The sequence below is a fragment of the Stieleria neptunia genome, assembly GCF_007754155.1.
GTDB classification, from domain to species: Bacteria; Planctomycetota; Planctomycetia; order Pirellulales; family Pirellulaceae; genus Stieleria; species Stieleria neptunia.
In genome coordinates this window covers 4,149,876-4,164,349 of sequence record NZ_CP037423.1, presented here as the reverse complement: position 1 = coordinate 4,164,349, position 14,474 = coordinate 4,149,876, and the positions used below count along the sequence as shown (strand labels likewise).

The window sequence follows — 14,474 nt, the reverse complement described above, 5'->3', positions numbered from 1 at the left end:
TCTTGATCTCCTTCCAGCCTGTGTGTGCGTTATCGATCGATCGGGTTGTTGCGTTCGGCGATGCGTTCCCGGCCGGCTTTGAACCCGCCCAGTTCCCATCGTCGCAGCGTTGCGTCATAGCCGCCGGAAAACAATGCGTTGCCGCTAGACGCCAATGCGGCGATCGAACCCTTGTGGCCGCTCAATTTTTCGACCACTCGACCGAGCGACACGTTGACGATCCGAATTATGTTGTCACTGCCGGCGACGACCAGGTGCTGGTGATCCAAGATGCAGACCGAAAACAGCTTGCCCGACGTGACTTGAATCCGACCAACCGTCTTTTTGACATCGGTATCAAACATCACGACGGAGCCGTCTTCGCCTGCGGTGACCACGACCGGCGACGACGCATTGAACTTCAAATCGCGAATGCGACCGTTGTGGATCCAATAGTTGTCAATCAGTTTGTTGGTCTCGCGGTCGAACAGATGGAGATAACCGCTGCGTCCGGCGACCGCCAACAATTTTCCGTCGCTCGAATAGTCAACCGCCCGCAGATCGGTACAGTCGCATTCCGCCTGGGGTTGGTCCGCATCCTTCGTCCGGCCGAACAAGTGAACCTTGTTTTCGAAGCCGACCGCGGCGATTTCCTGACCGTCCGGCGAAAACCGAACGCAAGCCAAGGCCGGCGCACGCTGAATCCGATGGAACTCGCGGAAAGAGTCATCGCGATTCCAAATGATCAGTTGACCGTCGTTGCCCGCCGATACCAACAGATTGCCGGCGGGATCAAAGTGCAAGGATTGAATCAAGTCCGTGTGCCCTTGCAACGTCGCGAGCACGTCCAGCCGCGTCGTTTCCATGATTCGAATCGCATGGTCATCGCCGGCCACTGCGATCAGCTCCCCGCGCGGGTCCGACGCGATCGCCCGGACAATCGTCTGGCCGAAATCCGAGCTGACCCGCTTGAGCCGAACGATTTCCCTTTCACTCGTTTGCGTTATTCGTTCGACCGCCGGTTTTGCCGACAGCCCGGCCGCAACCGGAGTCTGCGGTTCGGTCGCCCACCCCGATGTTGCCCGGCCGAGACCTGCGATCGCGCCGCCGAACGCCGCCGCGGTCAGCATCGAACGACGTGACAGACCCGCTGGGCAACGCTGGGAAGCATTTTCCGCGTGTGTTTCTTGAGGCTTCACCGCGTTGCCCGATGAGGCGTCCTGAGAGACTGCTCGTTGTGACATGTGACTTCCTCCCGCAATCCGGGGCGGTCCTTCGTAACCTGGTCTTCGAATTCCACTCGCCGGCAGACTCAAACTCTGCGCAGCCCGCTTCTCTTCTGTCATCGGCCATCTATCCCGTCACTCATGACCGGATCAATCGGAAACGGCAAAACCCGTTGCTAGCAAAGGCGTCGTGAGTGGCAAAACTGACGGCGCCGGGCAAATCCGACTTTCTCTGCAGCGACCGGACTTGCTACAACGCCAGCGGCCGCGGACTTTGACGCGGTTCTTGTCGAATGAATTGACCAATCAATGACTCCAAGGATGGTGCCGCTGGCCATGGGAAAGACGTACCAACAAAACAGGAACGGTGAACACGGGATCGGTTGCAAGGACCGTTGCCGCGTATTTCGATGGTTCCGTGCTGGGATCATCGGCTGCCTGGTCACCGCACCAGTCCTCTGCGTCCCGCAAGCCCTGGCCCCGAACGCCATCGCACAGCAACCGGGCGCCCAGCAGGCCGTCGCCGGTGGTGGCCAGGTCGCCACCGCTCAACAACCTTTCCCGCCATTGACGCCGCAGCAGCAAGCGCAGTTGGACCAAGTGTTGTTGGCCTGGCAAACGCAAAGCCAAGGCACCAAGACGCTCGAATGCAAGTTCGAACGTTGGCACTTTGACTTGATGGCCGCGCCGGAGGGTGTCCACGCACACAAGGCCGAGGGCGAGATCAAATACGCCAATCCGGACAAAGGCTTGTTCCGAGTCGACAGCATGATGTTCTACAAGGGCATGAAGGACGGCAAGCCGCAGTATGGACCGAACCCCAACAAGTATGGCGAGTACTGGGTCTGCAACGGCGTGGAGTTGATCGAATACGATCGCGGTGAGAAGAAGTGCAACGTGCAAAAGCTGCCGCCGGAGATGCAAGGCCAACATATCTTCAACAGCCCGCTGCCATTTGTGTTCAACTTGGACGCCCAGAACATCAAGCAACGCTATTGGTTGACTCTGAAACCGTCGCCGAAAGCCAACACGTTTTTGATCCAAGCCTGGCCGAAACGGCAGGAAGACCGAGCACAATACAAGATGGTGCAAGTCGTCTTGAGCGCGACGTTCGAGCCCGAGGTGCTGATCATGTACGCGCCGAACTTTCATGAAAAGCTGGCCCCGCAATGGGATCACTACGAGTTCAGCGACGTCAAACGCAACGCCATCGGCGCCGGCCTGCAACAATTCATGGGCAACTTCATCCCCAAAAAGCCGCCGTCCAGCTGGGAGATCACAAGCCAGAACTTCCTGCCGCCCCAGATCGCCGAAGGCCAACCGAACGCACCGACGGTCCCGAGACGTTAGCGAAGCGTTCTTCTCCTGGCCCGCTAGCCAATGGGCTGACAAGGTCTGCGCAGGTAACGCCGGGACGTCGATTCGTTTACTGCGGGATTTGGTAACCAATTCGATTCTCTCCCTCTGGGAGAGACGGCGTTTGCGCAGCAAGCAAACGCCAGAGAGGGCCGGCGCTGAAAAAGTCTTGGCGCCGTGCGCTACGAGCGGATCCGTCACTTGTGCAATGGACCTCCCCCAGCCACCGGTGTCCCTAGGCCCGGAGGGCTGAAACAGTGTCTGCCGGTGGTGTCAGCCACCGGGGCCAGGTGCCGCGCTGGATGCAGGCCCCGAGGGCCGACACAGTCCCACGCGACGCAGCCACCATGACTCTGCCGGCCCTCCGGGCCTAAAGCCGATTGTTGGCACGCTCTCCGGTGGCTCACGCCACCGGCAAACACTGTGCCGGCCCTCCGGGCCTAAAGACTTTTGTTGGCGCGCGTTCCGGTGGCTCACGCCACCGGCAAACACTATGCCGGCCCTCCGGGCCTAAAGACTTTTGTTGGCACGCGATCCGGTGGCTCACGCCACCGGCAAGCACTCTGCCGGCCCTTCTGGCCTCAGTCAGCGGCGTTCCGGGCCTAAAACAGCGGCCCCCAGCTCCCCAAACCCGCTTCCGCTACGCCGCTTCGCCTTCGGAGATTTCTCCGTTGTCGCTGACGTCTTCGAAGCGGATCGAGACGCGTTTGCTGACGCCGGACTCTTGCATCGTGACGCCGTACAGCGTGGTCGCGGCGGTCATCGTTTTCTTGCTGTGCGTGACGACCACGAACTTGCTGTGGTCTAAAAACTCGCTCAGCACGGTCACAAATCGACCGATGTTGGCTTCGTCAAACGGCGCGTCGACTTCGTCCAGCACACAAAACGGGCTGGGGCGATACTGGAAAATCGACATCAACAACGCGACCGCCGTCAACGCCTTTTCACCGCCGGAGAGCAACGAGTTGCTGAAACTGGGTTTGCCCGGCGGCGTCGCGACGATTTCAACGCCGGCTTCCAGCGGGTCTTCGGAATCTTCCAACACCAAATCCGCGTGCCCGCCGCCGAAGGATTTTCGATACAGCTTCTGAAAGTTCTGCCGGATCGCTTCGAGCGTGTCGAGGAACAAACGGCGACTGTCCGCGTTGATGCGGCCGATGATCCGTTGCAACGAATCTTTCGCCGCCGACAGGTCTTCATACTGACCACTCAAATGGTCGTAGCGTTCTTGCAGCCCTTCCAACTCCGCAAGCGCCTCCATGTTGACGTTGCTGGTGCGTTGCAACTGGTCACGCAACCGATTGATTTCCTCATCGATCGCGACCCGGTTTTCGATCTCCGACAGCTCTTCCGGCGGCTCGTCGTTTTCCAAGTCGATTTGATAGTCTTCTTGAATGCGTTCGGCGAGCGACACCAACCGCAGTTTCGCGGCATCGCGCCGGCTGGTGATCGCGTGAACCTCTTCGCTGGCCTTGGCGGCACCCTTGATCGCTTCGTCACTGGCCTTGGTGATCTCGCGGCTGGCTTCGCGAACGGTTTCCGCGCTGGTCGCCAACTCGTGAAGCTCGTGTTCTTGCCGATCGCTGTCGACTTTCAAGGTTGCCAGTTCATCCAACGTTTCCGCAATCCGCTGATTCAATTCGGCCAGCCGGGCGTATCCGGTGTCGGCCGCCGTTTGAGCTTCTGCAACGGCGGCTTCGCGTTGGACTTGATCGCGGCGCTGCTGCTGGATCGTTGCGACCAGCGATTCGTGTTTCTGTTCGGCGCGGGCGACTTCGACGGAGACCGTCATGACGGCGCCGATCGCGGACTGCAACGCTTGCTGGGTCTCCGACAGCGTCTCCTCGATTTCCGCCGCTTCGCTCTCCAGCTTCTCGACCGTCTGTCGGTTCTGGACGATCTCTTGGGCCAGTCGCTCGGATTCCGTTTTCGCCTCCGCCTGCTCGGCCTGCGTCGATTCGACCTCGGAGGCGATGGCGTCGTGTGTCGCTTGAATTCCGGCCAAGCGTTCACCGGCGTGCCTTCGTTCGGCTTCGGCGGCGGCCAGTTCGGTGACCAGATTTCGATGCGCGATTTCCAAACGGCCCAACTCGCTCGCATGGGTGTCGACCAGTTTGGCCAACTCCGTGATCGCTTCGTCGTTTTCAAAGATCTTGAACGTATAGTGTTCGATCTCTTCGGCGGCGGCGCTCAGCTCACTGCGTCGGCTGACCAAACCGGTGGCCGTTGCCGGTGGTCCGACGACCATCGTCCCGTCGCTCTCGAGCACTTCGCCCTTGCGGGTCACGATGCGTTGGCCGGGGCCGCTGAGCATTTTGACCGTTCGCGCGGTGTGCAGATCCTCGACCAACCACGTCGACGAAAGCAGGTGGCTGATCAATTTGATTTGTTCGGGCGCGCAATCGATGACGCGATCGGCGCGACCGATCACGCCCTGCAATCCTTCCAACTGGATCCGGTTTTCTTTCGGCGGCTCGGGCAACAGGTCACTGCGGATGATCCCCACCCGGCCGTCGGCTTCGATCTCTCCGTTGCAAATCGCCTCGGCCAAGTCACCCGAGCGCGCTACCAGGTATTGCGAACGTTCGCCGAGGGCGGCGTCGATCATCGGCGCGATTTCGGTGTTGGCCGTCACCAGGTCCGCGACCATGCCTTCGATCGAATCGACCAGCGGATGATCAGGCGCGGTCACTTGGTCCAGCACCCCGAGCACGCCGCCGGAAACCCCTTCGTTTCGTTGCTGCAGGTCTTCCAACACTAGGTAGCGTTGCCGGATGCCTTCCAGTCGCGTCCTCAGCGCGGCCGTCTCGCCGCTGCGACGGTCCAACGTCCGGCGATGTTCGCTTGTCTTGACCTCGGCCGCACGCACATCCGCCTTGGCGGTCTCGATGGTCCGCTTCAGCGACTCCACGCGTTTGGCCCACTCGACGTCATCCGACTTGGCGGACTGCAACGACTCCGACGCCTCGGCAACCCGCTTGGTCAGATTGACCAACAAACGACCATATTCGGACAACCGCGACTGAATGCGTTCCCGACTCGACTCCAATTCGGCGACCTTGCGCAATGCCGCCAAGTGGTTGCGTTGCGTCGTGTCGCGCTGCTGCACGATCTCGTCGGTCTCAAGTTGAATCTTGTCGCGTTTCGCCTCGACTTCGGCACTCCGCTGCCGCACCGATTCCAAATCCCGCTCGCTCGCCAGGACGCGTTCGGACGCATCCGCCAACTCCGCGGCCGCTTTTTCCGCTTGTGATCGCAGCGACCGCACGCGTCGCAAGGATTGAGAAATCGAAAACCGCAGGTCGGACACCGAGGCTTGGTCGGCGTCCTTGCGGCCGTCGAGCGACGCGACACGTCCGAGCGTCTCACGTCGTTCGGATTCCAGGTCCCGCGCCGAATCGGCGATTTTTTGCAGCTGTAGATCGGCCGCCTGCCGACGCGTCGTCATCTCTTCGCGCTCGGCCTGCAACTTGTTGAGTCGCTCGCTCGCGACCTGCAACTCCGTGTCACACGCGGCGACTTCTTCGTTCAGATTCGTCCAATCATTCCACGCCACGACGGTCCGCAGCTCTTTGAGACGTTCGCTCGCTTGGCGATACCGCTCGGCCTTGGTCGCCTGACTTCGCACGCTTCTCAGCCGCGTGCCGACCTCTTCGACGATGTCGCTCAGCCGCGTCAGATTGGACTGCACCCGTGCCAGTCGACGCTCCGCTTCGAGTTTTTTGGCCTTGAAGCGACTGATCCCGGCCGCCTCTTCAAAGATCGCGCGGCGATCCTTGGCGTTGGCCTGCAGCATTCGATCGACTTTCCCCTGCTCGATCAAACTGTACGCGTCGATGCCGATTCCCGTGCCGCGGATCAAATCCCGGACGTCCTTCAGCCGTACCGATTGCTTGTTGATCAGGTATTCGCTTTCGCCGCTGCGGTACACCCGACGGGTCACATGGACCTCGGGGGCATCGACCGGCAAATTGCCATCGGCGTTGTCGAAAATGATCGTCGCCTCGGCGGCACCCGCTGCGGGGCGAGTTTGTGACCCCTTGAAGATGACGTCCGACATCTCCTTGCCGCGGAGACTTTTGGCGCTCTGCGAGCCCAGCACCCACTTCATCGCGTCGACGATGTTCGATTTGCCGCTGCCGTTGGGGCCGACGACCACCGTGATCCCGTCGGGGAAATCAAAGCGCGTACGATCCGCAAAGCTTTTGAAGCCGGCGAGTTCGAGAGCTTTGAGCATACGGGAGCAGGGAGAGGAAGTCGGGAAGGTGGGGTAAGCATCCTGCTTGCCGAAGTGGGGTAAGCATCCTGCTTGCCGATCAGGCTGAAACGCAAGCTGGAAGCTTACGCCACGGCGTCGGATGGCTCCCTAAGAGTAGATAAAACGGCAGGGCGGGGATAGCTGGTTTGCCGCTAAACCACGGGATCCAGCGACGCCGGGGACCGAATTCGGCTTGCGACTCGGCAGACTAATTCGGTAACCCCGATTATTCCGATTGTACCGGCAACAATGCATAGCGAATTCCCCGAAACCGAACCAAGACGATGCCTGGACATGCGACCAGGTGGGTCCGCTGCGCGCCGGCAATTCGCCATCACCAGCGATGCGCGGTCGACGCTTCAGACCCCTGCGAGGAACCACCCACCCGCAGGGAGGGCGTGCGGCTTTAAGCCGGCAGAACGAAAGGGGGCTGGTCACTCTCCCCCTGGGAGAGTCGAGCGCAGCGAGGAGAGGGTTTGCCCTGGTGCGCCGACTGGGTCAGAAATCACTGAAGTGAACGTGGCGATTCATCGTTCGACCTCCCCTCGCTGCGCTCGACCCTCCTGCCAGGAGGGTGACTTTGAAATCCCACGACCACTTTGCGGGAAGGTCGAGCGAAGCGAGGGGAGGGTTCCCGTTGCCTGGCTACTACTCCTGATCCTGTTGGCGGCAACTCCGAACGCATCCGCGGCTCCCCCCGAATCCGCCCCCCCCACGATTGAACAGATCCGGACCGCCCGCGACCAAAGCAACTTTCAATCGGCCGCCGAAATGCTCTGCGAACTCGCCGAGCAGTCCGACGCTGATCTTTCCGTGGATTTTGTGCTGTTGGCCCGCGCGGCGAAGGGACAGTTAGACGCCAAGCAGATCGACAATCTGTATTTGCAGGCAGTCCATTCACTCGCTCGCCGCAAGCCGGATCCCGATCTGGTTGCCCAACGTCTGTTGATTCGCACTTCGGCGGCCAATCATTTTGCCGCCACCCATCAAGACGATCAGGTCGCCAAAGTGCTGGTTCCGGCGTTGGATGAATTGGCCGAAGCCACGCCGCCGCCTGCCAACACTCTGCAACCGTTGATCAAACTGGCGATGCGGGCGGCTTGGTCGGCACTGAATCAACAGCGTCCTGGGGATGCCGAAGCTCTCTACGGCAGGATCGTCGACTACACCGCGCGAACCGGCGCAAGCGACGCGGTCGGCAGCGATCGCGCGTTGGCGATGCTGGGTCTGGGTTGGGCCACCGCGATGCAACCGGATCGAATGCCGGCCGCTGCAAAGCGACTGCAGCAATTCATCGACGCCTATCCCTCGCACGCCGACGCCGCCAACGCGGCGGCCATGCGAATCCAATGTCTGCTGAAGGCCGACGACACCGAAGCGGTCGAACTTGCGATTGCAGACCTGCTTCAGCGTTGGCCATCGAGCCGCAGCGCCGACCAGATCGTGCTGAAGACGCTTGCATCGGATCCGCCCGACCAGACGTCTCCGCTCTGGGATTCCCTCCTGCATTGGGTGGTCCGGCAGGGGCAACCGCAGCAATGGTCGGCGGATTTGATCAGCCAAGCGTTGTTGTTTGCCGGCCCCGCACTTCCACCGCCACGCTTTGATGTCTTGCTGAAACGATTGGCCGCCGAAGACAAAACGGGTCAACGGATTGCCGTCTTGCTGCACGATTCCGCGGAGAGGGGAAGCTCTGGGTTTGCCGAACAGATCGCGGCGACGTTGATTTCCGGCGACTTGGTGGAATCGACCCGGATGGCTCGCGAGTCGGCTTGCCGGTGGGCCGGCAGAACGGGACGCTGGTCGATGCTGGCACTAGCCGCCGAGTCGACGGGCTTGAACACCGCGGATGAACGCAGAAGCGTGCACGTCGATCGATTGTTCGCCGAGGCCCTGACCCAAACCGATCGCGGGGCAAAGGCCGCCGAGTGGTGGGCTCATGTCGTGGACCATCACGGCGCGACCGATTTTGCCACGCTGCTTCGCTGTGCCGAGTCCGCGGTGGCCCATGCCGACGTCGCCGAAGCCGCGCGGCGACTGCAGCGTGTGAGAACGGCGTTGGGCGATGAAGCCTCTAAGTCGAGCGGCGTTCAAGTTGCGTTGGTGGATCTGTTGGCGGGCGATTTGTCGGTTCGGCAAGTCGACTTGACCGGCGCGCGATCGCTTTACGAACGAGTCGTTCGCAGCCCCGACGCCACACCGGCGCTGCGTGGACGTGCCCAATGGATGATCGGCGAAACCCACTTGATGCAGCGACAGTTTGCCAAGGCGATCGACGACTACCGCAAGGTCGAGGGGCTGGACCCCGAAGGCCCTTTTGTGGCGGCGTCGTTGGTGCAAGCCGGCAAGTCGTTTGAGCAATTGGGGCTGACACGCGAGGCCGGAGATTGCTACTCAGCACTGCTGGGCCGTTTTGCCGACAGTTCGTACGCGACCGAAGCACGCCGCCGGATGGCTGTTTTGCCAGGCGCCGCCAGGTCTGCGTCCGGTGGTTCGAAAAACGACAGCCCAGCCGTCGACTCCCCAGACGACGCCGCGTCTTACCATTCCCCAAGTTTGCGACGCTGATTCACGCCAATCGATGAAAGATTCTGATTCAAAAAAACGGCCGTCCCGAAAATCGCGTTCCAAGGTCCAGTTGCGACCGGAGCGGCGACCGCGGCGGCTGGCCGGACTGATTTCCCACATTCTGCCCGTGGTCGTATTGGCCCTCGGCATGCTGTGGTGGATGTCGACCATCAATCTCGCCCAAGCCCAAACGCAACTGGCCCAAACGCAGCCGCAATTCAGAAACGGTCAGTTCGGCGGCCAGTTTCAACCGGGCCAGTACGGCAACCAACCCCAGTATTCGGCGACTCCGGGGCAACCCGCGTTTCGCACCGCCATGCAACCCGGCGGACAAGGCCAACCGCAGCGCCAACCGCAGCCGACTCAGGGCGGAATCCCTGCGCTGCCCGCCGAAGGGCCTGCGACGGGCCAGATCGGCGCCGATGAAAACGCAGCAGAGGAAACCGCCGGAGCGAGTTGGTTTCAAACACCCGCTTTCGTCAGCAAGGTCATGACGGGCGGTTGGCTGATGCTGCCGCTGGCGATCTGTTCGCTGGTCGTCCTGTCGCTGTCCTTGGAGCGTCTGATCGCACTTCGCCGCAGCCGTGTGATCCCACGCCCGTTCGTCCGTCGTTTCACCGAATGTGTCGAAGACGGAGTCCTCAGTTATGACGAAGCGACCGAGTTGTGCAAAGAGTTTGACTGCCCGGTCAGCGAGGTCTTTCGGGCGGCACTGCGTCGCTGGGGACGGCCGATGTTTGAAATCGAGCAGGCCGTGATGGACGCCGGCGATCGGGTTTCCGATGGACTGAAAAAATACCTGCGTGTCTTTCACGCGATCAGCAACGTCGCTCCCTTGATCGGTTTGTTGGGCACCGTGATCGGCATGATCGATGCCTTTGAAGTGATCAGCGACCAGAACTCGATCGGACGTCCGGAAACGCTGGCCAGCGGAATCAGCATGGCGCTGATGACCACCGCCGGTGGACTTGCCGTCGCGATCCCCGCCTATTTGGCGTACATGTATTTCAGCAGCAAATCGGATCGCTACCTCGGCGAAATCGAAAAACTTTGCCAACGTGTCATCGACTGCATCTCCGCCGAAGGTCTCGAAGACGCCGGATCACAACGCAACAAAAAACGAAAAGCCGCCTAACCAAGTGGGATAGGCTTCCAGCCTGTCTTCCGCCACCCCAACGCAAGCTGGAAGCTTACGCCACTTTCGTCAACGCAAGCTGGAAGCTTACGCCACGCAGTCACTCCTATGGCCAAACGAAACCGATCCAACGAAGACGTGACGATCAACTTGACGCCGATGATCGACGTCGTGTTCCTGCTCGTCATCTTTTTCATGGTCGGCACCAAGTTCAGCGAATCGGAAAGCCGGATCGATGTCTCGGTGCCGTCGGTCGGACCGATGAACGCGATCTCCCGCGTCCCCGATGAACGCGTCGTTGAATTGACCGCCGAAGGAAACGTGTTGCTGGACGGACAAGTCGTCAACAACGAACAGCTGGCCGAGATCTTGGCGTCACAATTTGCCCAATACCCTGACTTGAAGGTCGTCGTGCGGGCCGACAGTGCGGGATCGCTGCAAGGATTCGCAGAAACCATTCACACCGTCCGCCGGTCCGGCGTCGCTCAAATCGGCATCGCCGTCAAAGTGGAATCGGGCGGAGGCGGGGGAATCCTCCGTTGAATCTGATCAGTCAAATCACGGGGCTGTGGGACGATCCGCGACTGATCTACGCCGTCGCGATCGCCGCAGTCGTTTTGCTGGCGATCACGATTTGGCTGTTCCGTCGCGCCAAACGCGAGGGCCGCGCCGCCGGGACCATCTGCCTGATCCTGTCGGTGGCCCTGCACGCCGTCCTGATCTATTTGGTGCCCTACCAGGCCAAGGAGGATGGCGGATCGTCGGCACAGGAGGTTGATCCAGACGCAAGCGGTGTCGAAGCGCTGACGTTTTCCACCTTCGATCCAGACCTGGCGGTCGACGATGCATCCGGCGACGTGGACACACCGTCGATTGAGCCGTTGCCCGTCGCCGAATTGCAAGACCTGTTGGCCGAACCGTTTGATAATCCCGTCACGGAGGATTCAAGTGCCGACGTCGATCCGCCGGAGCAGCTTGAGCCACCCACCGAATCGCCGCCGGCGCCGGAATCGTTGGCGAGCGTCGCGCCGAGTGACATGAGCCCCGCGCTGCAGCAGATCACGCAAGCACTCGATGCGTCGCTCGATCAGTTGCTGCAATCGCAACTGGAACTGGCCGAGAGCGCGGCCGCGACGGAGACGCCAGAGGAGTCGGCCATGGTTGCCGCAGCGACACCGGATCCGACGCAACCGGATCCCGCTGCGTCGCCCCCCCAAAACAACGCGCCGCCGGTTGCCCCGTCACCGGAACCGATCAAGCCTGCGGTGCCGAGTCCGCCCGCTGCGACAACACGGTCCGCATCCGCCGTGGTCCCCGGCTCCGAACAAGCCGATTTTGCCAACCGGGTCGGCGCGGCGAAACAATTGGCGATCGCACAAACCGGCGGCGACGCGCGAACCGAAGCCGCGGTGAAAGCAGCGCTTCGGTTCTTGGCCGCGGCGCAACGTCCCGATGGAGCGTGGGATCCGCGGGCATCCGGGGCTGGTTTAGATCGAATGCCCTTGGGAGAACGACGACCGGGCGCGGGAAGCAAGAGCGCGACCGGGCTGACCGGACTTTCGTTGCTGGCGATGATGGGTGCCGGAAACACGCATCTCTCGGGCGACTACGCCGAAAACGTTTATCGAGGTTTGGCGTATCTGATCCAGACCCAGCACCCCGACGGATCACTCAGCGGCAACGCGACGGTCTACGCCGCCAGCTACTGTCATTCGATGGCCGCACTGTCACTGTGCGAAGCCGCGGTGATGACGAACGACCAATCCGCGATCGAATCGTCGCGGCGCGCGATCGCCCACACCGTGCGCATGCAGCACCCGGTCACCGGTGGCTGGCGCTACACACGCGGCGATCCCGGTGATCTCAGCCAACTGGGCTGGCAAGCGATGGTGCTCGACGGAGGCAAACGGGCGGGGATCACGATCGAACGTGAAACCGTCGCGGGCGTCGCCAGGTTCTTGCGCAGCGTTCGCGCCGGGCGAGGTGGGCTGGCATGCTATCGCCCCGGCGAAGCGACCAGCCGAACGATGACGGCCGAAGCGTTGGCGACGCGGTTGCTGATCGGCGAAGACGTTCCGCAAGCCGAAATCGACGAAGCCGAACGCTACTTGATGGAGTCGTTGCCGGGAACGCGGCAAGACAATTATTATTACTGGTACTACGCCACGCTGGCCCTGCATCAATTGCAAGACGAAGCTTGGGAGCGTTGGAACACGGCACTCAAAGACCGCTTGTTGGCGACCCAGCGCGCCGACGGAAGCTGGCCGGCCGACACCGTCTGGGGTGGATACGGAGGCACGGTGTACACGACCGCGATGGCGACGCTGTGCCTGGAATCTTACTACCGCCACGCCATCCGCAACTCCAGCGACCGCATCGCCACCCGGCCGTAACCGACGATGCCAGCACGTGGCGCGTCTGTTCTAGAGTGGGATAGGCTTCCAGCCTGTCATTCCCAACACCGACAGACTGGAAGCCTGTCCCACTTCCCCCGCGCACACGCCCCCCGCTGCACTGCCCCACTCTCCCACTCTCCTTGTCTCCTTGTCTCCTTGTCTCCTTGTCTCCTTGTCTCCCTCACTTCCCTTCCAACTCCGCCACCCGTTTCTCCAGCAACTCCACGCGTTTCGTCAATCGAATCACGATTTGCCTGAGGTCATAATCATTCATCTGCGGCTTGGCTTCTTGTTGCGGATGAAACGGATTCGGCGGCGGTGCGCCCACGGCCGGTTCCCATGCCTCAAGTTGTTCCTCGATCGCTTCGATCTTTTTGTTGACCAAGGGAAGTGTCGGGTGTTTGGACCCCATCGAGTCGCGGCTGCGTTTGAGCATCCGAAGCTCTTCGGCCAGCTGTCGTCCCCGTTCGGTCAGCAGCGCCGCACGAGGAATTTGATCGGCCGATTTTGACGCCTTCGAATCCGCCTTTTCAGACGGTCCCGTTTGGGCGCTCAGTTGGCCGGCCACACAAACCGCCAGCAACGCGACCAGCGCGACACCGATCAATGGTTTCAAAACCTTCATGTTCAGTTACCCAAGTTACAAGTGGAATCGATGACGTGCACGCTGCGCATGCTCGGCATCACGCCCAAACCCAATACACCACCAGTTTGACATACTCCAGCCAGATTGGGAAATGCGTTTCAACACTCTGACCGGGGCTGGTCGCCGAGTAAACCGATATTTCCGCATCCGCACCGAACTCCCGTTGAAAACACAGCTTGCTGCGTCGGGTGTGGGGCGGCGACGTCACCACGACGATGCGGGTGAACTGGCGAGGCAGATTGGCAACGCCCGCCGCTTCACTCCGCGAACCCAGCCAAACGTTGGGCTGGACCGGAACACTGTGAATCACGTCTGCCGGGACGCCTCGCATTGCCAAATAGTCGATCGCCCGTTGCAGCCGCGTGTCGTTTTGCCGGCGGACGAAGTTGTAGCTCGACGATCTCAACTCCTCGAGCACATAAATCTGCTCCACGCGATGCCAATGGTAGAGATCCGACGCCGCAAACAGCCGCTCCCAATACGCGGGCCCGTCGGCCATCACGTACGCGATCTCGCCCCGCGCATCGCCGTCGTGGACATACAGGGGCTGGATCAGCACACCACGCACGGATGCGAACGAAGACGCAAACGTAACGACAGCCCAGGCGATCAGAATCAGCCAAAACCGCCGCCGCCATTTTTTCGCAACATCAACCATGCGACCATTGTAGCCACCGCCAACGATGGAGCACCCACCCCATTTAAGGTGTTAAGCGGAACGGCGCGAGCGGGTTGCCGATTTTGTCGGGATCTGCTGACTCAATGGTGAGCCGCTGGCCGTAAGGCCTCGGGCGGGCGCCGGAATGCCCGGCCGCTTACGCGTCACGGCTCACTAAATCGACAGCCCCCGAGCCGTCTGGTCTTTCAAGCCGGTTTCAATCCGATGGATCGACCGAAAATGCGTGACAAC

The 14,474-nt window shown here is 61.2% G+C and carries 9 protein-coding genes; 5 read left to right on the top strand and 4 right to left on the bottom strand.

Going from position 1 to position 14,474, the window contains the following annotated elements; all coding sequences use genetic code 11:
• Nucleotides 1-29: 29 nt before the first annotated feature.
• The gene (locus Enr13x_RS14475) at nt 30-1,223 is read right to left on the bottom strand and encodes a WD40 repeat domain-containing protein (protein WP_197456029.1); all 1,194 of its coding nucleotides are present in this window, start codon (nt 1,221-1,223) and stop codon (nt 30-32) included.
• 291 nt (nt 1,224-1,514) lie between these two features.
• On the opposite strand from Enr13x_RS14475, the gene Enr13x_RS14470 reads away from it, so the two are divergent.
• Entirely contained in the window at nt 1,515-2,555 is a 1,041-nt protein-coding gene (locus Enr13x_RS14470; protein ID WP_231744292.1) for a TIGR03009 domain-containing protein, read from the top strand.
• 646 nt (nt 2,556-3,201) lie between these two features.
• Here Enr13x_RS14470 and smc read toward each other — a convergent pair.
• The gene (gene smc / locus Enr13x_RS14465; RefSeq protein WP_145387094.1) at nt 3,202-6,798 is read right to left on the bottom strand and encodes a chromosome segregation protein SMC; all 3,597 of its coding nucleotides are present in this window, start codon (nt 6,796-6,798) and stop codon (nt 3,202-3,204) included.
• A gap of 684 nt (nt 6,799-7,482) precedes the next feature.
• On the opposite strand from smc, the gene Enr13x_RS14460 reads away from it, so the two are divergent.
• The 4 genes from Enr13x_RS14460 (at nt 7,483) to Enr13x_RS14445 (ending at nt 12,915) form a co-directional block, all read left to right on the top strand.
• Nucleotides 7,483-9,387, top strand: coding sequence for a tetratricopeptide repeat protein (locus Enr13x_RS14460; RefSeq protein WP_197456028.1), 1,905 nt, complete (start codon nt 7,483-7,485; stop codon nt 9,385-9,387).
• A gap of 13 nt (nt 9,388-9,400) precedes the next feature.
• Entirely contained in the window at nt 9,401-10,522 is a 1,122-nt protein-coding gene (locus Enr13x_RS14455; protein ID WP_231744291.1) for a MotA/TolQ/ExbB proton channel family protein, read from the top strand.
• A 108-nt stretch (nt 10,523-10,630) separates the two neighbouring features.
• On the top strand, nt 10,631-11,065 hold the full coding sequence (locus Enr13x_RS14450; protein WP_145387090.1) for an ExbD/TolR family protein: 435 nt from the start codon (nt 10,631-10,633) through the stop codon (nt 11,063-11,065).
• Entirely contained in the window at nt 11,062-12,915 is a 1,854-nt protein-coding gene (locus Enr13x_RS14445; RefSeq protein ID WP_231744290.1) for a squalene--hopene cyclase, read from the top strand. The genes Enr13x_RS14450 and Enr13x_RS14445 overlap by 4 nt, the downstream gene beginning before the upstream one ends.
• 184 nt (nt 12,916-13,099) lie before the next feature.
• On the opposite strand, the gene Enr13x_RS14440 is transcribed toward Enr13x_RS14445, so the two are convergent.
• Both Enr13x_RS14440 and Enr13x_RS14435 read right to left on the bottom strand, forming a co-directional pair.
• A complete protein-coding gene (locus tag Enr13x_RS14440; RefSeq protein ID WP_145387088.1) occupies nt 13,100-13,543 on the bottom strand; it encodes a hypothetical protein in 444 nt (147 codons plus the stop codon).
• A gap of 58 nt (nt 13,544-13,601) precedes the next feature.
• Nucleotides 13,602-14,222, bottom strand: coding sequence for a YdcF family protein (locus Enr13x_RS14435; RefSeq protein ID WP_145387087.1), 621 nt, complete (start codon nt 14,220-14,222; stop codon nt 13,602-13,604).
• Nucleotides 14,223-14,474: the final 252 nt, after the last annotated feature.